Here is a 21,512-nt window from a genome sequence, read left to right as displayed (position 1 = left end):
TACGAAGAACAATCTCTGGAGGATAGCCGACAGTGTCGAGCACAGTGCCTCGCGTCATCCGCCCCCACGCCGCGGCTGAGAAGGACCAGCACCTCCTGCGGCGGCGGAACACACTCGTCGTCGTCCTCACCTTCCTGACCGGAAGCGCCGACGCTATCGGGTTCCTCTCCCTCGGCGGCGCCTTCTCCAGCGTCATGACCGGCAACATGGTCCTGCTCGGACTCTCGGCGGGCAGAGGTGAGGCCGAGCTCGCGGTGACGTCCGGCTGCGCCATCGTCAGCTTCATCGTCGGCGTCCTCGCGGGTGCCCGCGTCGTCGGCTCGGCACAGCCCGACGATCCGGTCTGGCCACGGCGGGTCACCTGGGCGCTGGTCCTGGAGCTGCTGGTGTTCGTCGTGTTCCTCGTCGTCTGGGAGGTCACGCTCGGCGCTCCCGACGCGCACGTCCATCTCGCACTGCTCATGCTCTCCGCGGCGGCGCTGGGTGTACAGAGCAGTGCGATCCAACGGTTCGGCGTGGCAGGCCTGTCCTCCACGTACCTGACCGGCACGCTCACGAGCCTGATCGCCGGCGTCGCCGCGCGCAGCCCGTGGGCCAGTCTGCGCCCCAAGGCTCAGGTGTTGCTGGCCCTGATGGTCGGCGCGGCGGTCGGCGCCCTGGTCGCCCTGCACCTGCCGGTCGTCGCCCCGGCACTGTTGATCGTGCCGCTGGTGCTCGTCATCGTCGTGTCCGCGCGAATGCGGGCCTGACTGTCATGGTGGCGTGCCGGTGTCGGTGGGACCAACGCGACATGGCGGAGACCCGCCATGTCCGTGCTCCGCCAGTGATCACGCGGTTCAACCGGAAGTCCCTCGCCTGAGAATCGGCGACGGCGGTGTCGGCCTTCCCCTGGCGACCGCCCGAGGGAGGGACGTTCTTCATGCTCAGACCCAGACAGCGGACACGTCGAGCCATGGGCGCCGTCGGTGCGGCGTTGGCCATCGTGCTCGCACTGCCCACGGGTGCGGCCGTGGCCGCGCCCGCGCCGACTGTTGGTGCGGTCGATCCGCTGCGCAAGGTGGACCCGCGCGTGCTCGGTTCGGCCCGCGCCGGCACCGAGGCCAGCTTCTTCGTGGAGCTGACCGACGAGGCCACCCTGGACCAGGGCGACCTGGACCGGGTCGAGCGGGCCGCCGGTGGCCGGGCCGGACGCGTCGCCCGCACCAAGCGGGTCTACGAGACCAAGACGGCGCACGCCGAGAAGACCCAGCGCAGCCTGCGTACCCTGCTGCGGGACCGGCACGCGGACTTCACCCCGTACTGGATCGCCAACATCATCGAGGTCACCGGTGACCTGAAACTGGTGACCGAGTTGGCCGGTCGGGCCGAGGTCGCACGGATCACCTCGATCGGCGGGACGAAGCTGGCCGAGCCGGTGCGCACCGCGGGCGCGTCCGCCGACGGTCCGCAGCTGCCGTGGAACCTCACCTCGGTCGGCGCGGACAAGGTCTGGCGGGAGTACGGCACCCGCGGCGAGGGCATCGTCGTCGGCAGCGTCGACTCCGGGGTCCAGTACGACCACCCGGCGCTGGTCCGCCAGTACCGTGGCAACGACGGTGACGGCACCTTCAGCCACGACTACAACTGGTACGACCCGACCGGGATCTGCCTGCCCTCGACGCCCTGTGACAACTACGGGCACGGCACCCACACCGTCGGCACGATGGTCGGCGACGACGGCGACGGGCGGATCAGCGGCGTGGCCCCGGGCGCCACCTGGATCGCGGCCAAGGGCTGCGAGGCCAACTACTGCAGCAACAGCGCGTTGCTTGCCGCCGGCCAGTGGATGCTCGCGCCGACCGACCACAACGGCGAGAACCCGCGCCCGGACCTCGCGCCGGACATCATCAACAACTCCTGGGGTGGCCACGACGGTGACCCCACCTTCTACGACACGATCATCGACGCCTGGGTCGCCGCCGGCATCTTCCCGGTCTTCGCGGTCGGCAACGAGGCCAAGGAGTTGCCCGAGCCGTGCGGCTCGGCGGGCCACCCGGCCACCAACCCGCTGGCGTACGCCGTCGGCGCGACCGACGCCACCGGCGTGATCGCTGACTTCTCCAGCCGTGGGCCGGGCCGCGAGGACACGGTACGGCCGGACATCACCGCCCCCGGGGTGGGCATCCTCTCCTCCGTGCCGGGCAGCGACTGGGGCATGAGCGACGGCACCTCCATGGCCGCTCCGCACGTCGCCGGCGCGGTCGCCCTGGCCTGGTCGGCGGTGCCGAACCTGCGCCGCGACCTGGCGACCACCCGCGAGCTGCTGGACCGCACCGCGCACGACGTCAACGACCTGCAGTGCGGTGGCACCCCGGCCGACAACAACGTCTACGGCGAGGGCCGGCTCGACGCGTACGACCTGGTGACCCAGGCCTCGACCGAGCAACTCGGCGGCGTCGTGGTGCACGCGAACCTGAACGGGCTCGCGCTCTCCGGGGCCAAGATCACCTTGACGTCCGCTCTGGTCACCCGCACTGCCCGCACCGACGCGCGCGGCACGGTCCAACTGGGTCGGGTCCCGGCCGGGGAATACACGCTGACCGCGTCGTTCTTCGCCCGGCGGACCGTACGACAGACCATCACCGTGTCGAGCAGCGGCACGACCAATCTGACGCTGGACCTGTCCGAGGCCGCACCGTGGCAGGCGATCCAGGGCCGGGTCACCGACCCGGCGGGCAAGCCCGTCGTCGGCGCGAAATTGTCGCTCGCCGGGGAGACGTTCCCGGCGTTCGTCACCGACGCCAACGGCCGCTACACGGGGATGCTGCCCGAGGCCGACTACGACCTGTTGGTCGACTACGGCCGGTGGCTGGCACCGAAGACGGTGGTGCTGATCGTGAACGGTCCGGAGACGGTGGACGTCGCGCTCGCCGCGAAGGCCGACCGGCACGGCTACCAGGCCGGCGCGGCCGCCGCCGGTTGGGTCGACGGCGGCACCGTGCTGCCCCTCACCGGCGACACCGCGAGCCGGGGCATCGACCTGCCGTTCCCGATGGCGTTCTACGGCAGCACCTACCGCCGGATCGCAGTGCACACCGACGGTTACCTGACCTTCGGCGCCGACGCGACCACCTCGGTCGGCGACAACGGGCCGCTGCCCGCACCGGCGATCTCCGCGCCAGCCGTCTACGCCTTCTGGGACGACCTGGTCCTGGACCACGCCTCGACGGTGCGCACCAAGGTGTCCGGGGCCGGTACGGCCCGGCAGTTCGTGGTGAGCTGGACCCGAGCCGCGCTGAAGAGCGCGCCGAAGACCCGGGTCGACGTTCAGGTGCGACTCGCCGAGAACGGCCGCGTCACCATCGCGTACCGCAAGCTCGGCGCCGGCGCGGCGGCCACCGGCGGTTCGGCGACGGTAGGCATCGAGGACGCCACCGGTCGCGACGCGCTGACGTACTCGCGGGACGAGCAGGTGCTCGACGCGGCCGACGCGGTCACCTTCCAGGTGGCCGGTCGTGCGCTGCTGCGGGGCACGGTGAGTGACGCGAACGACCGCCAGCCGCTGGCCGGCGCGACGGTACGGGTCGAGTCGCCGGACGCGCTGCAGCCGATCACCGCGACCACCGACGCCGACGGTTTCTACCAGTTGGAGGCACCTGCCGGGCCGGTCACGGTGACCGCTCTGCAACCCGGCTACGACCTGCCGGCGAGCACCCTCGACCTGGTCGAGGCGACGGTCGTCAAGCGCGACCTGGCGCTGCGTACGCCGCTGCTGCTCGCCAACCGGAACGCGGTCTCGCTGACCGCGCGGGCCGGGGTGACCCGGACCGCGACGGTGAACCTCACCAACCGTGGTGACCTGCCGGCCACCTGGCTGGCCCGGGAAATCAACTCGCCCACGCCACCGACCGGCATCCCCGGCCGGCAGCTCAGCTCGTTCCCGGTGAAGGAGATGTACAACGCGTTCGGCGTCGGCTACCGCAACGGCGAGTTGATCGTCTCCAACTCGTACCTGTTCGGGCAGTTGCAGCGCTTCGGCACCGACGGTCGGTCGATCGGCAAGGGCGTGCTGCCGATCGACGGTTGGCCCTCGGACATGGCGTACGTGCCGAGCCGGGACCTGATGTGCGCGCCGAAGATGTCGTTCGTCGGGGACCTGCCGATCGTGTGCTTCGATCCGGACACCCTGGAGGTGAAGGAGACCATCACCGGGCCGTGGGCCGGCAAGCTCTACTACGGGCTCGCCTACCGCGCCTCGGACGACACCTTCTACCTCAGCGGGGACGGCGGCATCCGGCACCTCGCCGGCCTGTCCCACTCGCGGCCCGGCTCGGTGCTGGGGGAGTGCACTCCGCCCATTCCGTGGATCACCGGTCTGGCCCTCAACGAGGAACACAACGTGTTGTGGGGCATCAACCAGGACTCCAAGGAGTCGATCTGGGCGCTCGACCCGGCCACCTGCCAACCGCTCGCCTCGCTGCCCGACCCCGACCCGAACCCGCTCAGCGGCGCCGGGCTCGACCTGGACGAGCAGGGCAACCTGTGGGTGCTGGGTAACGCGACCGGCCGACCGTACGGCAGCAAGGTCTACCACGTCGACGGGTCGCTCCCGGCCTACAGCGACGTGCCGTGGCTGTCCGCCGCAACGTCCGGTGAGGTGCAGCCGGGGGCGAAGGACGCCCTGACCATCACCGTGGACACCACTGGTCTGGCGCCAGGTACGCACGTCGCCACGCTGCTGGTCACCAACAACGGTGCGAAGGGCGCGTCCACCCCGGTCACCGTGTCGGTCACGGTCACGAAGTGAGGCACGGGGCCTGCCGACGCCTTGTCGGGTCGGCAGGCCCCACGACCGGGTTCAGAGCCAGTCGTTGCGGGCCATGAACCACCCGAGCTGCATCCGGGTGGCGCTGCCGGTCGTGTCCATCAAATGCCGCAGGCGTCGCTGCACCGTACGCAGGGAGATGCCCAACTGGGAGGCGACCGCCTTGTCCGGCAACCCGGTCATCAGCAGCGACAGGATCTGCCGGTCGGTGGGGGTGGGCGTGCTCTGCGGCTCGATGTCGTCGACCGAGGCGCTGGCCGGGGCGAGTCGGAGCGGCGTGGCGCGATCCCACACCTCGCCGAACAGCGCCACGAGCACCTCCACCCAGGTGGCGCCACGGACCACGAGCGCCCAGGGTTCCATGCTCTCGTCCCGGGTGGGGAAGGAGATCAGGGCCACCCGGCGGTCCGCGACGGCGAGTTTGCCGGGCACGTTCGCGGCTACCCGTGCCTGTTCACCGGCGGCGACGAACCGGCCGATGTGGGCGGTCGCGCCCGGCCGTTCCAGCCCGCGCTGGTCGTACACGACGCGGAAGGCGATGCCCCGGTCGAGCATCTCGATCTCGGTCGGGTTGTCCTGCAGCACGGCCGCGTAGGGCGGGCGGTCGAAGCCGAGCACCTCCTCCTGCGCCCCGCGCAGGAACTGGTCGAACGCCTGCATGATCGCGGGCACCCCGACGACCAGTTGGACGTCCTGGTCCAGCGGATCCGCCGGGCGTTGCTGCCGCAGCCAGTCCCACAGGCCGACCCGTGCCTCCTGAAGCTCGCGCATCCGCTGGTTCAGCAGCGACTCGATGGCCAGGTCGGGCGGTGCGGCGCCGGCGCGGCCGGCGACCAGGCGGACCAGCCCGGCCCGCACGAGGACATCGAGCGCGTGGTCCAGCTCGGGCACCGTGGCCGCGACCCGTGGCGCCAGCTCGGTCGCTGTCCCCGACTGGCCACGGACCAGCTCCAGGTAGACCTTCTCCTCCAGCTCGGTCAGACCGAATGCGCTCAGCAACAGACCACCACACCCAACTCGGGCGGCCCGCCGTGCGCGCGGCTCCGCTCCAGCTGATCTTGGAGCGCTCCCACCGACACGTCAAGGGGCACGACCGCGCGGCTTGCGACCTTCAGACGTTGCGGGCGAACAAGGCCAGACGTACCCGGTTGGGGCTGTCGGTCTTGGTCATCAGGCTGGTGATGTGGGTCTTGACCGTGGTGACGCCGATATGCAGCCGATCAGCGATCTCGGTGTTGGACAGGCCCTCGGCGACCAGGTCGAGTACGTCCTGTTCGCGGGCGGTCAGACCCTGCGCCGGCCGGGGGGTCTCGGGGCGGGCGTGCACGGCCCGCTGCACGAGGCGTCGCAGCACCTCCGGGCTGAACGGGCTGTCACCGACGGCGGCCCGGCGGATGCCGTCCAGCAGCTCGGTCGGGGGCGCGTCCTTGAGCAGGAAACCGCAGGCCCCAGCCGTCAGGGCCGGGTAGAGGTGGTCGTCGTCGCCAAACGTGGTCAGCACCAGGATGCGGGTGGTGGGGCGTTCGGCGAGGATCCGACTGGTCGCGGTGATCCCGTCGACACCGGGCATGCGCAGGTCCATGACGATGACATCGGGGAGGAGCCGCGCGGCGAGCGGGATCGCCTCGCGCCCGTTGTCGGCCTCTCCGACGACCTCGATGTCGGGCTGGGCGTCACAGAGCATGCGCAGCCCGGCTCGGATGAGGTGCTGGTCGTCGACCAGCAGCACCCGGATCACGCCGGCTCCGGCGCGGGTTCGCCGGCCCGGGCCTCGCGCTCACGGACCTGCGGCACGGCCGGCGTCCCGGCGGACGCGGCGACCACGGCCGGGAGGACGGTTCGCACCCGCCAGCCGGTGCCGGTCGGGCCCGCCTCCAGCCGGCCGCCGAGGACCTCGACGCGTTCGCGCATTCCGGTGATGCCGTGGCCGCCACCGCTCGGCACGCCCGCCGGGACCCCACCGCGCCCGTCGTCGGCGACCTCCCAGTGCACGGCCCCATCGCGAACGGCGACCACGAGGTGCGCGACCGCGGACGTCCCGGCGTGTTTGGCCACGTTGGTCAGTGCCTCCTGGGTCAGTCGCAGCACCGCCATGCCGCGCACCGCGTCGAGCGAACCGACCGCCGGGTCGAGGTCGGCCTCCACGGTGACACCCGCCTGACGGGCCCGGTCGATGGCCGCGCCGATCGCCGCTGGCAGCGCGGAGGGTTCGATCGCGGTCAGTGCCGCGTCACCGCGTACCCCGTCGGGGTTGCGCAGCACCGCGACCAGTTTGCGCAGCTCGGTCAGGGCTGCGGTGCCCGTGCCGTGCACGTCGTCGAACACCTCGCCCACCCGAGGATCCAGGTCGGTGAGCACATGCCGGGCCACTCCGACCCGCAGCACCATCGACGCCACGTGATGCGCGACGACATCGTGCAGCTCGCGGGCGATGGCGGCGCGTTCGTCGGCGCGTGCCGCCCTGCTGTCCGACTCGTGCTGCCGCTGCTCGGCCGCCGCCCGTTCCTGGGCCTGCCGGGCGACGTTCCAGTTGGCCCGGATGACCAGGCCGAGCAGCAACGGTATGCCGACCTCCAGGGCCAGGCCGACGACGCCGGCGGCGACCCGGTCGGCCGGATCGCCGATCGTGTTGGTCAGGTCGACCACGGCCAGCAGGCCGGCGGCCAGCCCGATGGTGCGGGCGCGGTAGGCCCCGATGGTGATCTCGATCAAGGCCCAGCTGGCGCCGACCTGATTGATCATGATGTCGTCGATCAGGGCGATCGCCACCGCCAACAAGGCCGCCTGCACCACCATGTTGACCACCGGCCGGCGGTGCAGCAGCAGCGCCGCGGCGAACGCGGCCACCGCGAGGATCCACTGTGTGGCCGTCGGCATGCGCCCGGCCTGGGTGCAGAAGACCAGGTAGGCAACCCCGGCGAGGTCGAGCAGCATCACCCGCACGAGCGCGTCGCGCGCGTTGAACAGCCGTCCCACCCACCGCACGGGTTTCAGCCTAGGTGCTGGGGCTCGGTGGCAACGACCGCCGACCGTTGCCACCGGGTACGGACTGCGAGGTAGGCGGCCAGGCCGAGCGGTCCGAGCAGGATCGTCAGCAGCAGCACCGGAGCCATCACCAGCGCCGGCACCCTCCGTTCACGGCTGTCCAACCACGCCCAGCGCCCGACGAACAGGTCAAACGCGATCATGTGGGCCCAGCCCGCCGCCGCCCCGTCGGAGGTGCCGAGCAGGTCACGCACCCCCGCCAGGGTCGGCCTCGTTACGGCCGGCAGCACGTCGCCGAACGCCGGGATCACCAGCAGCGCGTAGATCACCACCACCGGCAGCACGATCAGCGGCGAGGAGATGACGCGGGCGGTCCAGGACCAGTGCGGCAGCAGGATCATCAATGCCCAGAACGGCGCGGCCACCGCGAACGTCAGGGTGAACAGGGTCGCGGTCATGCGGCCAACGCCAGATCGGAGCGGCGCCGGCGAGCCAGCACCAGAGCGGTGGCGGCCGCTGTCGTGACCACCAGGGCCGCGACCGCGGCGAGCGTCACGGCATCCGGCCGCAGCAGCGGCTGTCCGCGCAGGGCCTGCCAGGTCAACAACACCGTGAGTACGCCGTACGCCGTCCCCGCCACGGCCACCAGCCGTGCCCGGGTGCGCTCGTCCAGCCGGGTCGCGAACCGGGTCAGCAGGATCGCCAGGATCGGCAGCGCCTGCAGGGCGTGCAGCCCCACGAAGTGCCCGATCCGCAGGTCCCCACCGGTGGTGCTCCACCCGACCACCGGCAGACCCGCTCCGCCGTCCGGTACGCCCACGCTGTGCGCCCCGCCGATCCCCTCGATGCCCGGGTCCTGGGAGGGCAGCGTCATCGGAATCGCCGCCAGCATGCCGAGCAGCGACAGGCCGAGACCCCACCGGACGGCGCTGCGGGCCACCCGGTCGGGGATCCGTTGGATCAGCACCACGATCCCGATGACGAGGTGCGCGACGAAGAGCACCGTGATCATTGCGGCCATCGTCACGAAGAGGGCGACGTTCAGTGGGGTGCTGATGTTGAAGTGGCTGGCCTGACCTCGCAGCACCTGCCCGACGATCACCGCCATCTCGATCGCCGCCATCGCGACGATGAGCGTGGCCATCCTCTGTGCGACCCGGCTCCGACGCGGCGGCAGCAACGAGAGCATCCAGGCGAGGGTGAGCCCGTACAGCACGAAGGACACCGCGAACTTGAACGGCTTGAGCCAGATCGGCGCCCCGATAAGGACGCGGGAGTCGACGAAGATGCCGACCGCGCTGACGACGGCGAGCACAGCCATCAGGTACACGAAAGTCATCAGTGGGCGGTGCCAGTGCGTCGTCCGACGCAGATCGATTGTCATGTCTGTAGATGTTCGCGACCGTGGCCGCTGGTCGCTTCCGACCGCGAGCCCCGAAAACGGCCGACGGTCGGAGCGGGCCTCCTCCCTGGGTAGGAGGTGAATCCCTCGGTGCTCTTCGCCAACCCTGGCACAATGGCCGGCCTGTCGAGCGGACCGGGAGTGACCATGACGACCAATGAGGACCGTGTCCAGCCGAACGAGACGACGGTGCCGCTGCTGCCCTGCCCGGCGCCGGAGGAGACCGTGGCATTCTGGCGGGCGCTCGGGTTCACGGTGGCGTACGAGCAGCTGAAGCCGTACGTGTACCTGGCCTTCACCTGGAGTGGGTTCCAACTGCACTACGGCCCGGCGCCCAGGGACCTGGACCCGGCGAAGGAGACGTCCGGCGGCTGCCTGGTGATGGTCGACGCGGTCGCGCCGTACCACGCGGCGTTCACCGAGGCGATGCGCCGCTCCTACGGCAAGGTGCTGGTCAAGGGTCTGCCGCGGATCACCCGCTACCGTGCCGGGACGTCGCGGTTCAGCGTCGTCGACCCGTCGGGCAACACCATCACCTTCATCCAAAGGGGCGAGCCCGAAGAGGTGGAGTACGGCGGGTCGAAGAAGTTGCAGGGCCTGGCGCGGGTGCTCGACAACGCGCGGATCCTGCGCGAGTTCAAGTCCGACGACCGGGCGGCCTACCGTGCGCTCGACTCGGGGATGCGCCGTCGTGCCGAGGACGCCCCGGTGGTCGAACAGGCGACGGCGCTCGCCGGCCTCATCGAGCTGGCGGTGGCGCTGGAGAAGGCGGAGCGCGTCCCCGAATGGGGAGCCCTCCTTCAGGCGCTGTCGCTGACCGCGCAGGAGCGGGCACAGGTGGAGCAGTACGTCGCCGACCCCACCGTGCTCAAGCCGTGGCTGCCTGACGCGACCTGATCGTCGCGCAGGACCGGTTTTCTCAGGGGCGCAGCCTGGTGTCGTCGCCGAGGACGGCTTCTGCCAGCCGCTCCGGGAACATGCGCCGCACGCTCGGGGAGTAAGCACTTCCGTCGCCGGGCTGCGTGACGCGGTCGCCGTCCACCCGCACGGGTGTCGAGACACCGGAGACGACGCCAGGGCCGGTCGCTTCGCAGTGCGCCCAGGCGAACGACGACGAACCGTCCCGCCCGAGCAGGCGGACCTTGCAGGTGCCTGGCCCACCGAGCAGTTCGAGAGGAAGGAGCGTCGCGAGACGCTCCTCCTCGGCTCGAACGTCAGTCGCGTTCCGGTCCGGCAGTGGGTACGGCGGCTCGGAGCAGCCGGAGAGCAGCCCGATCGCCAACCCGAGCCAGACGACGTGTCGGCGAATCACCCATCGAGCATCCCATCCGGTGGACCGCCGGGAAACACCATCGTCCTCAGCCAGCGTGCCGAGCGGCCCGAGCGGGAGGACGGCGGGTTCCGGTGCCGCGGCGGAACAGCACGGCCACGCCGGCGAGCATGACCAGCAGCAGCCCGGTGAACCAGGTCATCGCGGTGACGGTGCTGATGGCGCGGGTGGCGATTCCGATACCGACGGCCGGCAGACTCAGCCCCAGGTACCCGATGAGGAACAGCCCGGCCAGGGCCGCGCCGCGCTTGGCTGGTGCCGCCATCGCGGCGACGGTGCCGATGGCCGCCTTCAACAGCAGGCCGGCGCCGATGCCGGCGGCCACGCCGCCGACCAGGAACGCGGTCAGGCTGGCGGTGTGCATCCCGACCAGCAGGGTGGGCACGCCGAGAGCCTGTGCGAGCAGCCCGAGCCGCACCTTCGCCGGCGCGGCGAGTCGGTTGGTGAGGGTCTGTGCCACGGCGGCACCGCCGAACACGGCGAACACGATCACGCCGGCCAGGGCGCGGGACGGCAGGTGCAGGGCCCCGGCGACGAAGCCGGGGGCGACCGAGGTGAACAGACCGAACACGGCGAACGATGCGAATGCGGCAGCGGCAGCGGCGATGTAGCCGGCCCGGTCGCCGTGGTCGGCGCTGATCCGCTGCGGCCGGTAGGCGGGCTTGACCAGCCGCTCCTCGACGGTCTCCGGGGTCACCGCGACCGCGACGATGCCCACCAGCAGCAGGACGACGAACACCAGGTACGGGGTACGCAGCGGCGCGTCGACGTACTGGGCGAGGAACCCCGCGATCAGGGGACCGAGACCCAGGCCACCGATGTTGGCGGCGGTGGAGATCACTTCGAAGCGCTGGTGGGACCCCCCGGGCCGGTGCGCGGTGTGCAGGTCGTGCAGGTACGCGGTGGCGGTCGCGGTGATCATGCCGATGCCCAGGCCGGTGACCAGCCGGGCGAGCAGCAGGACCGGCAGCGACGGGTCACTCAGGAAGAGCGCGGCGGCGACCAGCTCCAACGCCAGCGCCGGGATGAGGATCTTCTTTCGGCCGACCCAGTCGGAGACGTGACCGGCCAGCACAAGGCTGATCACCACGCCCACCGAGTACGCCGCGAACACCACCGTGACCATGAACGTGGAGAACCCGTCCCGCGCCATGTAGAGCGGGTAGAGCGGGGCCGGCACGGTGGAGAACGCCATCGCGGTCAGGAACGCCAGGGCGATCAGCCAGAAGCCCCGGCCGTGTCGAGGGGACGAGCTCTCCGGGGTGGCGGGCGCGGCGGTGCTGGGTGACAGGGTCGTCAACGACATGACAACACTCTCGCCCCGACCCAGCATCACAGCCAACGAAAGTTGATGCTAGCAACGATCGCGATGGGTGATACTTGCTGGCGTGGAACTCCGTCAGCTTGAGTACTTCGTCGCGGTGGCCGAGGAGCAGAACTTCACCCGCGCCGCAGCCCGCCTGCACGTCGTCCAGTCGGCGGTCTCCGCGGCGGTCAAGACCCTCGAACGTGAGCTGGGGGCGCCGCTGCTGGACCGCAACTCCAAACGCGTACTCCTCACCGACGCCGGCGCGGCGCTCCTGCCGCGCGCCCGGATCGCCCTCGACGCGGCCCGCGACGCCCGCGACGCGGTCGCCGAGGTGCACGGCGGCCTACGCGGCACCCTGCGCATCGGCACGATGACCTCGATCCGACTCCTGCGCCTGCCGTCACTGCTCGGCGAGTTCCACCGCCGGCACCCCGGCGTGCTGCTGCAGACAATCGCCGCGCCGTCCGGGTCCCAGGGGCTCATCGACGCGCTCGCCGAGCGCCGGCTCGACCTCGCGTTCGTCTCGCTGCCCGGAGCGCCCCCGGCCGACATCCACCTCACCGAGCTGGCCCGTTCGGTGATCGACCTCGCCGTCCCGGACGACCATCCGTTCGCCAGTCGGGAGTCGGTGACGCTCGGTGAACTCGCCGGGCTGGACTTCATCGACTCGCCGGTCGGCTTTGGCAACCGCGCGGTGACCGACCGGGCGTTCGCCACCGCCGGCCTCTCCCGGCGCGTGGCGATCGAGATCCCCGACATCGCCACCGGAGCTGACCATGTCCGGCACGGCCTTGGCATCGCCCTGCTGCCCCGCTTTGTCGTCGCCGACACCAAAGGGGTACGCGCGTTGACCGTCACCGACGCCGACCTCGACTGGACGCTGTCGCTCGCCATCCCGCTGGGACGTCCCGTCGGCGCCGCCGCCCGCGCCCTGATCAACCTGACCGCCGAGTTCCTGCCCTGACGGGTCGAACGTCCGACTTCGTCGCCAGGCCATCGCTTGACGGCCGAGCGTCGGGTGGGCTTGCGAAAGCCGAATAGCCTGCGGCTATGACACGTCGAGCTGTGGTGGCCGGCATTTGCGGGGGAGTTCTGCTCATCCTGGCCTGCTCGGTTGCCATGGGGACGACAGAAGAACCCGCCGCGGCGCCGACCGTCAGCGCTGGCGCAGCCGACACGGCCAAGGCGATCGAGCTGCTGAGGGCAGGCACGACGTTCATCGATCAGACGAGCTTCCGCGTCGATGTCGACTTCGCCGGTCAAATCACGACGCTGTCGCACACCGACAACGTCAAGAAGCGCGGCATCACCACGGCTTCGATGTCCGGCCGCGTCATCGAGATCCGGATGATCGACAATGACGTCTATCTGAAGACCGACCTGGACCTCCCGGGCGTCGGCCACGAATGGATGACCCTCGACCCGGCCCGGGTGCCGTCGGACTTCGCCCTCAGCTTCGCGCCAGGCAAGAACGACCCTGGCGGCTCGGCCCGCCTCATCGACGCGATCGTCACCGCACGAGCAGACGGCTCTGAAATCGTCGGGACGTTCGATGTGACCCGGGTCCGCGACGGCACCGGGATCAACTTCCGTCCCCCTCCAGGAAGCACGTTTCCCGACAGCGTCCGCAGCCACCCGTTCCGCGCGACGCTGGACGCCGACGGCCGGCTGGTCGGTTTCCTGATCCCAGCCGGCAGCGGGATCCCGAACGCGTCCCTTCGCTACAGCGACTTCGGTGTGTCCACCGGCGTCACGCGCCCGGAAGGAGCGGTCCCTGCGCCGGACGCCCTGTATCCCCAGCTTGGTCTGAACGACTGACTACCGGCTCCCGGCTCGACGGAGTTCGGCGGCCATCTGCACTGAGTCGTGGTCGGCCTCGACTCCCTCGACGAGGATCACCTCGCCGGTGAGGTGCCTCGCCCGCAAGGGCTTGATCTCCTGGTAGGCGCTGGAGTGGTACCAGGAGCGGGCCCCGGCCAGGTCCGGAAACTCGATGATGATCACATCGCCCGGCCAGCTGCCCTCCAGCACCTCGACGGCACCACCGTGGACGATGAACCGGCCACCGAAGGGCGTAAGGGTCGACTCGATGCGCTCCAGGTATTCCAGCACTTCGGCGTTGATCGGTGCTCTGCGCAGGTGCGCAAGCGCGTACGCGGCGGCCATGAATCTCTCCTCGTTTGCGGGATGGGAGGCTGTGCGTGGCCTCCGAGAAGATGATTTCGGGTGCTTGTGCACGTTGTCGATTACGTCGCAGGTAAAGGTCCCTGCTCCGATGCGGCAATTAGGGTCGGGGCGTGACGACAATGACCAGGCAGGGGCGACCGGTCGGGGAGCTGCTGCGCGACTGGCGCCGAACTCGCGGGATGAGTCAGCTCGACCTGTCGATCGAGGCGGGCGTGTCGGCCCGGCACCTGAGCTTCGTGGAGACCGGGCGATCCCGGCCGAGCCCGGAGTTGATCCTGCGGCTGGCCGAGCAGCTCGACATGCCGCTGGCTGAGCGCAACACGATGCTGCTCGCTGCCGGCTACGCCCCCGCCTACCCCAGCCGCGAGCTGAACGACCCGGAGCTGGCTCCCGTACGTGCCGCCGTGCGGCAGATCCTCGACGGACACGGCCCGTACCCCGCCGTGCTCGTCGACCAGCATTGGCACCTCGTCGAGGCCAACCCTGCCGTTGCCCTGTTCACCGCCGGTGCCGAGCCGCACCTGCTGACCCCACCGATCAACGTGCTGCGGCTCAGCCTGCACCCCGACGGCATGGCCCCGCGCATCCTCAACCTGCCTGAGTGGCGCGCCCATCTGCTCAAACGACTGCACCAGCAGGCCGTGACAACCAACGACCCGGCCCTGTACGAGTTGCATGAGGAGCTTCGCGGCTATCCCAGCGGCGACGACGTCGCGGTGCCGATCAGCGACGACGCCGCGTCGCGGGTCGTCATCCCGCTGCGGTACCGCCACGGCGACCAGGAGCTGTCTTTCTTCAGCACCACCACCCTCTTCGGCACCCCGCTGGATGTCACCGTCTCCGGGCTGGCCGTCGAGGCCTTCTTCCCGGCCGACCCGGCGACCACCGCGACACTCCAAGCCCTCGCCAAGCCCGCCGCCGGGACGGGCTGAACTCGTCAGGTGGGTGGCCTCGGGGACACCGAAGCCGGGTCAGTGACCCGGCTTCAGTGTCCTCAGAAGGGCCACCGGTCGTGGGATCCGGCCTCGATGAGCGGGATCATCGCGAATGCGGCATCGGACAGACCGCCGAAGGTGTGGCGGTTCGCCGTGGTCGGTGCGTGACCAAGTCGGTATCCGGCCAGGTTCCAGGTGTACACGGGTACCTCCGTGGGCACCGCCGCCGCGACGTTCGCCGAGCTGTGCCATCGGGCCTGCTCGTCGGTGAGGATGACCACCCGGTCGTGCCCGTCGAAATACTTCCGGACCGCCTTCTCGGTGTCGGTGCCCATGCCGAGGAAATAGCCATCGTCCGTGAACCGCCGCACCCCCGCGAGCACCGACTCGCCCGCCATCGGCGGGAACACCCGGCTGGCGTTGGAGAACGACACCACCGTGGCCGCCTGCGCCCGGGCCGCCAGCGCGAGGCCGAACACCGTGGCAGCGTCCCAGCAGAGCAGGGAGCCGTCCCTGCTGAACGGGCTCCGCATCGAGCCGGACGTGTCGATGAGGACGAGGGTCCGACCATCCAGGGCGGGCACGTTCGTCAGGGCGTGCTGCAACGCCTTCTCCAGCGGGTACGCCCACCGCAGGCTCGGTGCCGCGTTGTACGCCGACAGGAAGCGCATCGGCAGCACCCGCGAGGTGGCGACCGCACCCGGATCCGAGAGCTTGGCCGCCACGGTCTCCGCGACGGTGTCGCTGACCCCCACCTGGTCGAAGTTGCGCAGGTTACGCAGCAACGCCAGGTAGCCCATGGTCGGGATGACGGACTCCCACGCCGTTGCGTCCAACGCGTTCTGCCGCCAGCCGGCCAGGGCCTCCCACGTCATACCGGCCGCGCCCAGCACCGCCGGATCGGTGACCGCCCGACGCTGCTCGACCGGCATCGCCATGAGCGCGTCCCGTGCCGCCAGCATCCGCAGCGACGACGGCAGCGGATTGTCCCGCCGGTGTCGCCGGTCCAGCGCGTGCCGGAACAGGTCACCCTGCCGGTCGTCCTTCGCGGTGGGGTGGGTCAGATCGATGACGTCACCGAACCGCACCTGGCTCCCGACCGAGTCGTACTTGAGCAGGCTCCGCTCGGTGTACAGCCGGACGGCCGCGTCGGCGATGCCCCGCTTGACCGGCTTGGGCAGTGCCCGACCATGGCGTGCCAGCCAGTACGCCAGAGCCTCGCCCGGCTCGTCCGCGCGCTGCAGCGCGGAGTTCACGACGGCCCGCGAGCCCGCGATCCCCGCGGCGACCTGGGCACGGGCACCCTCAAGGGCCGCCACCACAGACGCCGAGCGCATCATCGCGCCGGACCGGAGCCACGGTACGAAGCGGCCGAACCAGTCGGGATCGGCAACGGCGACGGCGGCAACCAGGTCCCGGAAACGAGCGTCCCGGGTCGTGGAGCCCTCGTAGAAGGTGTCTTCGCCGACCATGTTGGAGACTCCGAGCAGGAACAGCTCGAGTCGTGGCTCACGGGCGAAGCCGGGAGCGCCCTCGGCGGTCATCGGCTGATGCCGGCTCTTACGCAGCTTGAGGTTGAACTTGGCCATGACGTCCCCCCGTCAGTCGGCCGGAAAAGCGCCACCGCACCGCACACCCGAGATCAGAATCGGCCACGGACTAGTCCGCCGTTCTGTCCGTTGAACTACCCACCCGGAGGTGTCGAGGGGATTCGAACCCCCATCTGCGGAACCCTGAAGTAACCGTTGCCTGCGCACCGGGCGTGCGGCGTGGTCGCGCTTCCCGAGATCGAGATCAACGCACCGGGAAGTGCGGTCACGACCGTAGCGGTGGCGGGAAAGCCCGGGCAACGGAGTTTGCGATCTCCTGATCGACGAGGAAAGGGTCACGCCGCACGCCCGAGATCAGAGGTGGACACGGTGTTGCGGGTTCGAACCGCAGCCCTTGCCGGGCCTTACCAGAGAAGTAACCGTATCCGTCGCACCGGGCGTGCGGCGTGAGCGCACCTCCCGAGATCGAAGCGGTAACGGCGACCGGCCCTTGCGGGCCAAAGGTGACCTGGGCCGCTGGTCGACGCCACCCGAAGTGGCGGTGGGATTTGAACCCACGTCTCCCCGTTGGAAGCGGAAGTAGCCGTTGCCTGCGCACCGGGAGGTGCCCCATGACGCTAAGCCCGCAGCCCCGAGCGGACAACCCGATTCCGTACGTGCACAGATGCTGCCGGGCCAATCGGGCTCCGGGCCGTCTGCGGGCCACTGGCGGTGGTGCCGTTCACCGGGGGATGATCGTGGTTCGTCTCGACGGGGAGCCGAACCACGCGATCGGGGCGGGGAAGAGGGTGCCGCCGTGACCCCGACGCAGCTTCGCGCGTACGTCGCCGTGGTCCGGTTGGGGTCCGTCAAGCAGGCCGCCGCAGAGCTTCAGGTCTCCGAGTCGGCGGTGTCACTGCACATCGCGCAGTTGCGCAAGGAGTTCGGCGACAAGCTGTTCCGGCGGACGGCGGTGGGTCTCGCGTTCACCCCGGGTGGGCTTCGGCTGGCCAGTCGTGCGGCCGAACTGCTGGGCCTGCAGGACCGCACGATGCTGGAGGTGAGCGCCGCGAAGCGTGGCCGACGGTTGCTGCGGGTCGCCGCGTCGAGCCTGTTCGCCGAGTTCGCCGCGCCGGGGTTGATCGAGCTCTTCGCCAAGCGGGCGGCCGACCTCGACGTCGAGCTGAGCGTGGGCAACCCGGGCGCGTTCGGGTCGCTGTTGCTGACTCGCGCCGCGGACATCGCGATCGGACCGCAGCCGCCGGTCGTCGACACCGCGATCGCCTGCCGGCCGGTGATGAACTACCGGGTGGTGCTCGTCGTCGGCCCGGAGCATCCATTGGCCGGCATGCCGGCGTCCCCGGGGCAGTTACGCGAGCAGACGTGGTTGCTCGGGCCGTCGGCCGCCACCGAGTTGGGCGCGGTCCCGGCGCTGCTGCGCCGGCTGGCCGTGCTGGACGAGCGGCAGCAGATCTTCCAGAGCCACGCGGCGGCGCTGGGGGAGGCCAAGCGCGGCAAGGGTGTGGCACCAGCCCTCGCGTTCACCGTCACACCGGACGTCCGTCAGGGCCATCTTGCGCAGGTGGCGGGGCCGCACGCGACGATGGAAGCGGTGTGGCACTCGCAGGTGCTCGCCGTCCCCGGCTCGATGTCGGCCGCCGACGAACTGTCGCGTTTCTCGTCGACGCCGAGGGCGATTCAGGCGATGATGCGCGGCGCGGGCGTCAGCGTCGGCCAATTCCGGCCGTCGGTGCACGTGACGCTCTGGAGCTGACGGGCGACGACCAGCAGGTCCCCGAAGGTGCCGGCCGGCAGCATCCGGTCGCAGTAGGGGAGCGCGGCGGCCATGCCGCCGACCCGGGGGGCGAAGTCGGGTGCGCCTGCGCGGGGATTCAACCAGACGATCCGGTACGCACGCCGACTCAGCCGGGCCATCACGGCCGCCAACTCGTCGGGCGGATCGCTGTCCCAGCCGTCCGAGCCGATCACCACCACGGCCCCACGTACCGCGTCCGCGTGGTGGGAGTTGAGCAGGGCGCGCAGGTTCGTGGCGATCCGGGTGCCCCCGTACCGGTCGGTCACGGCGATGCTGGCCTGGGCGACCGCCTCGACCGCCGACGTGTGTCGTAGCACCACGGTGAGTCGGGTCAGGGTCGTCGCGAACGCGAACACCTCCGCGTCGGCGACGACCGCGAACGCCCGCATCAGGTGCAGGTACGCGGTCGCCTGCGCCCGCATCGACTCGCTGACGTCGCAGAGCAGCACGACCCGGCGTGGTCGCCGCACCGGCCGCTCGCGGACGACCTCGACGGGTTCCCAACCAGTACGGCGGGCCCGGGCGATCGTGGGCCGCAACGCGACCCGCGCACCGCCCGAGCCGACAGCGTGTCGCCGGGTACGCCGGGTCGGCCAGCCGGCGACAGCCGCGCGCAGAGCGTCACCGAGCTGCCTGACCTGTGCCGCGTCGAGTTCGTCGAACGGGCGCTCGGCGAGCCCGGCGAGGGCGCTGGGCCGCCGCTCGGGCAGCCGCAGTGGGGCCTCGTGTTCCGGTGTCTCCGCGACGGCTGGAGGCAGAGTCGCCCACGGCAGGCCGCCGTCCGACCCCGCGTCGTCGGTGTCGGCGGGCACCCGGGCGTACACGTCGTCGTGATCGGCCGCCGGCGGCGCGGACCGCGACGGTCGGGGCAGCGGCGGCGGGTCCATGAAGACCGCCGCGAAGACGCTGTCGAACGCGGCGAGGTCGGCGTGCCGCCGAACCAGGCTGATCCGGGCGGTCCAGTAGAGCGTGGACATCGAGTCGGGTGGGCTGATGGCGAGCGCCCGGACGAAGTCGTCGACATCGGTGAGCCCGGCGGGGACGCCGGCCCGTCGTAGCCGGCCGGCGAGCGCCACCGCGAACGCGGCCCGGTCGATCCCGCCCAGCACGGCCTGGCTCACCGGCGCGCGACCAGCCAGGCGATCACCGCGCCGACCGCGACAAGACCGACCACCACCGGTACGAGGCGCTTGGTGATCGAACCGCCGGCAACGCTGAGCAGGTCGAGCGCCTCCGGTTCGGCAGCCCGCGTGCCGGGCGTAGCGCCTGCCGACACCTCGGTGGGCGACGGCTCGACGGGCTCGGGTTCGGTGCGCGGCGCCGGGGCCGGCTGCTCGGCGGCCAGCTTGGCCTCCAGGTTGGCGACGAACTGGGCCAGCAACTTGCCCGACACCTCCTTGATCATGCCGCTGCCGAACTGGGCCAGCTTCCCGGAGATCTTCAGGTCGGTGTCCACGCTGACCAGCGTCCGGTCGCCGTCCGGGCGCAGGTGGGCGGTGACCAGCGCGGACGCGTTCCCGGTCGACCGGGCGTCGCGGCCCTTCGCGTCGATCACCCCGCGGTACGCGGTGTCGTCCTTCTCGACGAACCGGGCGGTGCCGGTGAACTCCGAGATGACCGGCCCGACCTTGACCTTCACCCGGCCCCGGTAGACGTCGCCGTCCACACCGGTCAACTGGGCGCCCGGCAGACACGGCGCGAGTCCTTCCAGGTCGGTGAGCACCGCCCACGCCCGCTCGATCGGGACGGTGACCGCGAACTCGTTGGTGATCTTCATGGCTGGCTCTCCTGGTAGGCGCCGAGCGCGGCGGCGACCACGGCGCGGTCGTCGGGGGTCTTGGCGATGGTGCCGATGGTCCGCGCGACGTCGTCGGCGGCCAGGTCGGCGGCGCCCAGCACCGACAGCGCGGCCACCCAGTCGATGGTCTCGGCCATCCCGGGCGCCTTCTCCAACTCCCGGCCGCGTACATCGCCGATGAACTGGACCGCCGTACGGATCAGTGGTTCGGTGGCCTCCGGCACGGCCCGGCGGACGATCTCCACGGCGCGGGCCGGCTCGGGGAAGTCGATCCAGTGGTACAGGCAGCGGCGACGCAACGCGTCGTGCAGTTCCCTGCTGCGATTGGAGGTGAGCACCACGACGGGCGGCGTGCGGGCGGTGAACGTGCCGAGCTCGGGGATCGTGATGCCGGCCTCGCCGAGGAACTCGAACAGCAGCGCCTCGAACTCGTCGTCGGCGCGATCGATCTCGTCGATCAGCAGCACCGGCGGGACCGGCCCCCGGTGGCGTACGGCCCGCAGGATCGGCCGTTCCTGAAGGAACTCGGCGCTGAACAGGTCCGCGTCGGTGAGGCGCGTGTGTTGTGCCTCGGCGAGCCGGATCGCCAGCAGTTGCCGCTGGTAGTTCCACTCGTAGAGCGCCTCGCCCGCGGTCAGCCCCTCGTAGCACTGCAAGCGGATCAGCGGCGTCTCCAGCGCGCGGGCCAACGCCTTCGCCGCGGCGGTCTTGCCGACACCCGGCTCGCCTTCCAGCAGCAGGGGCCGACCGAGGCGCAACGCCAGGAACAGGGCCATCGCCATGCCGTCGTCGACCAGGTAGTCGACGGCGTCGAGGCGGTGCCGCACGGTCAGGGCGTCCTTCATGCCTCGCCCGCCAGCAGACGCTCGTAGTCCGCCCGGGTGTCCACGTCGATCGGCACCGGCCCGTCGACGGGCACCTCGGTCACCGGGTGGCGACCAGAGTGCAGCAGCTTCCAGACGGCCTTGTCGCCGTGCAGGTCGTACAGCTCGGGGAGGACGTCACGGCCGAAGCGGAACGGGTGGCCCAGCCCGTTCGCGTACCGGCACACGGCCAGCGGGGTGGCCGCCGCGGCGACCCGGCGGACGTCTGCGGCGCGGACACCGGGCTGGTCGCCGAGGAGCAGCACGAGCGCGTCGGCGAGCGGGTCCACCGCCCGCGCCGCCGTGCTGACCGACGACCCGCAGCCGGAGCTGAACCGTGGGTTCTCCACGACCTGACAGCCGGTCAGGTCCACCCGGTCGCGGATGTTGTTCGCCGCGCCGCCGAGGGTGACGATCAGCTGGTCGAAGCCGCACGAGCGGGCCAGGTCGAGGGTGGCGTCGAGCAGCGTCCGCCCCCGGTACGGGAGCAGTTGCTTCGCCTCGCCGAGCCGCACCGATGCGCCCGCGGCGAGCACCAGACCGGTCAGGAACAC

20 protein-coding genes are annotated in these 21,512 nt (G+C 70.9%); 7 read left to right on the top strand and 13 right to left on the bottom strand.

Annotated elements, in window-relative coordinates:
* Positions 1-32 precede the first annotated feature (32 nt).
* Complete coding sequence (locus HNR20_RS01755) at positions 33-749, top strand: YoaK family protein (RefSeq protein ID WP_184175838.1); 717 nt, start codon at positions 33-35, stop codon at positions 747-749.
* Between the two features lie 170 nt (positions 750-919).
* On the top strand, positions 920-4,786 hold the full coding sequence (locus HNR20_RS01750) for a S8 family serine peptidase (protein ID WP_184175836.1): 3,867 nt from the start codon (positions 920-922) through the stop codon (positions 4,784-4,786).
* A 51-nt stretch (positions 4,787-4,837) separates the two neighbouring features.
* Here the strand turns inward: HNR20_RS01750 and HNR20_RS01745 are convergent, their stop codons facing one another.
* From HNR20_RS01745 to HNR20_RS01725, 5 genes are all read right to left on the bottom strand, one after another.
* Positions 4,838-5,803, bottom strand: coding sequence for a helix-turn-helix domain-containing protein (locus HNR20_RS01745; protein WP_184175834.1), 966 nt, complete (start codon positions 5,801-5,803; stop codon positions 4,838-4,840).
* Between the two features lie 112 nt (positions 5,804-5,915).
* Positions 5,916-6,542, bottom strand: a complete 627-nt coding sequence (locus tag HNR20_RS01740; protein WP_184175832.1) for a response regulator — start codon at positions 6,540-6,542, stop codon at positions 5,916-5,918.
* Positions 6,539-7,789 (bottom strand): sensor histidine kinase, encoded by a 1,251-nt coding sequence (locus HNR20_RS01735; protein ID WP_184175830.1) that lies wholly within the window; start codon positions 7,787-7,789, stop codon positions 6,539-6,541. The genes HNR20_RS01740 and HNR20_RS01735 overlap by 4 nt, the downstream gene beginning before the upstream one ends.
* Positions 7,790-7,794: 5 nt before the next feature.
* Positions 7,795-8,247, bottom strand: a complete 453-nt coding sequence (locus tag HNR20_RS01730) for an ABA4-like family protein (RefSeq protein WP_184175828.1) — start codon at positions 8,245-8,247, stop codon at positions 7,795-7,797.
* Positions 8,244-9,173: a hypothetical protein gene (locus HNR20_RS01725; RefSeq protein WP_184175826.1), complete on the bottom strand. Its 930-nt coding sequence runs from the start codon at positions 9,171-9,173 to the stop codon at positions 8,244-8,246. The genes HNR20_RS01730 and HNR20_RS01725 overlap by 4 nt, the downstream gene beginning before the upstream one ends.
* Before the next feature lie 165 nt (positions 9,174-9,338).
* Here HNR20_RS01725 and HNR20_RS01720 point away from each other — a divergent pair, with 165 nt between their 5' ends.
* The gene (locus HNR20_RS01720) at positions 9,339-10,088 is read left to right on the top strand and encodes a DUF8817 family protein (protein WP_184175824.1); all 750 of its coding nucleotides are present in this window, start codon (positions 9,339-9,341) and stop codon (positions 10,086-10,088) included.
* A gap of 22 nt (positions 10,089-10,110) precedes the next feature.
* Here HNR20_RS01720 and HNR20_RS01715 read toward each other — a convergent pair whose 3' ends face one another.
* Together HNR20_RS01715 and HNR20_RS01710 are read right to left on the bottom strand one after the other, a co-directional pair.
* Entirely contained in the window at positions 10,111-10,503 is a 393-nt protein-coding gene (locus tag HNR20_RS01715) for a hypothetical protein (RefSeq protein ID WP_184175823.1), read from the bottom strand.
* A 46-nt stretch (positions 10,504-10,549) separates the two neighbouring features.
* On the bottom strand, positions 10,550-11,827 hold the full coding sequence (locus HNR20_RS01710) for an MFS transporter (protein WP_184175821.1): 1,278 nt from the start codon (positions 11,825-11,827) through the stop codon (positions 10,550-10,552).
* 82 nt (positions 11,828-11,909) lie between these two features.
* Between HNR20_RS01710 and HNR20_RS01705 the strand changes: the two genes are divergently transcribed.
* Positions 11,910-12,794: a LysR family transcriptional regulator gene (locus tag HNR20_RS01705; protein ID WP_184175819.1), complete on the top strand. Its 885-nt coding sequence runs from the start codon at positions 11,910-11,912 to the stop codon at positions 12,792-12,794.
* Between the two features lie 86 nt (positions 12,795-12,880).
* On the top strand, positions 12,881-13,648 hold the full coding sequence (locus tag HNR20_RS01700) for a hypothetical protein (RefSeq protein WP_189062336.1): 768 nt from the start codon (positions 12,881-12,883) through the stop codon (positions 13,646-13,648).
* Here HNR20_RS01700 and HNR20_RS01695 read toward each other — a convergent pair whose 3' ends face one another.
* Positions 13,649-13,996, bottom strand: coding sequence for a DUF1330 domain-containing protein (locus HNR20_RS01695; protein ID WP_184175815.1), 348 nt, complete (start codon positions 13,994-13,996; stop codon positions 13,649-13,651).
* 140 nt (positions 13,997-14,136) lie between these two features.
* Between HNR20_RS01695 and HNR20_RS01690 the strand changes: the two genes are divergently transcribed.
* Positions 14,137-14,949 carry a helix-turn-helix domain-containing protein gene (locus HNR20_RS01690; RefSeq protein ID WP_184187816.1) on the top strand — a complete coding sequence of 271 codons (813 nt, stop codon included), beginning with the start codon at positions 14,137-14,139 and terminating at the stop codon, positions 14,947-14,949.
* Between the two features lie 62 nt (positions 14,950-15,011).
* Here the strand turns inward: HNR20_RS01690 and HNR20_RS01685 are convergent, their stop codons facing one another.
* Positions 15,012-16,541, bottom strand: a complete 1,530-nt coding sequence (locus HNR20_RS01685; RefSeq protein ID WP_184175812.1) for a TROVE domain-containing protein — start codon at positions 16,539-16,541, stop codon at positions 15,012-15,014.
* Positions 16,542-17,298: 757 nt separating this feature from the next.
* Here HNR20_RS01685 and HNR20_RS01680 point away from each other — a divergent pair.
* Positions 17,299-18,255: a LysR family transcriptional regulator gene (locus HNR20_RS01680; protein ID WP_184175801.1), complete on the top strand. Its 957-nt coding sequence runs from the start codon at positions 17,299-17,301 to the stop codon at positions 18,253-18,255.
* Here the strand turns inward: HNR20_RS01680 and HNR20_RS01675 are convergent.
* Genes HNR20_RS01675 through HNR20_RS01660 form a run of 4 tightly spaced genes read right to left on the bottom strand, consistent with a single transcriptional unit; the run spans position 18,180 to position 21,512 of the window.
* Positions 18,180-19,418, bottom strand: coding sequence for a vWA domain-containing protein (locus HNR20_RS01675; RefSeq protein WP_184175799.1), 1,239 nt, complete (start codon positions 19,416-19,418; stop codon positions 18,180-18,182). The genes HNR20_RS01680 and HNR20_RS01675 overlap by 76 nt on opposite strands.
* Entirely contained in the window at positions 19,415-20,074 is a 660-nt protein-coding gene (locus tag HNR20_RS01670) for an SRPBCC family protein (protein WP_184175797.1), read from the bottom strand. Before HNR20_RS01670 ends, HNR20_RS01675 begins: the two co-directional genes overlap by 4 nt.
* Positions 20,071-20,940: an AAA family ATPase gene (locus HNR20_RS01665; RefSeq protein ID WP_184175795.1), complete on the bottom strand. Its 870-nt coding sequence runs from the start codon at positions 20,938-20,940 to the stop codon at positions 20,071-20,073. Before HNR20_RS01665 ends, HNR20_RS01670 begins: the two co-directional genes overlap by 4 nt.
* The gene (locus tag HNR20_RS01660; protein ID WP_184175793.1) at positions 20,937-21,512 is read right to left on the bottom strand and encodes a nucleotidyltransferase family protein; all 576 of its coding nucleotides are present in this window, start codon (positions 21,510-21,512) and stop codon (positions 20,937-20,939) included. The genes HNR20_RS01665 and HNR20_RS01660 overlap by 4 nt, the downstream gene beginning before the upstream one ends.

This window comes from Micromonospora parathelypteridis (genome assembly GCF_014201145.1).
GTDB classification, from domain to species: Bacteria; Actinomycetota; Actinomycetes; order Mycobacteriales; family Micromonosporaceae; genus Micromonospora; species Micromonospora parathelypteridis.
Note: the sequence above shows the minus strand (reverse complement) of the source record. Positions and strands in the feature narration are given on the sequence as shown.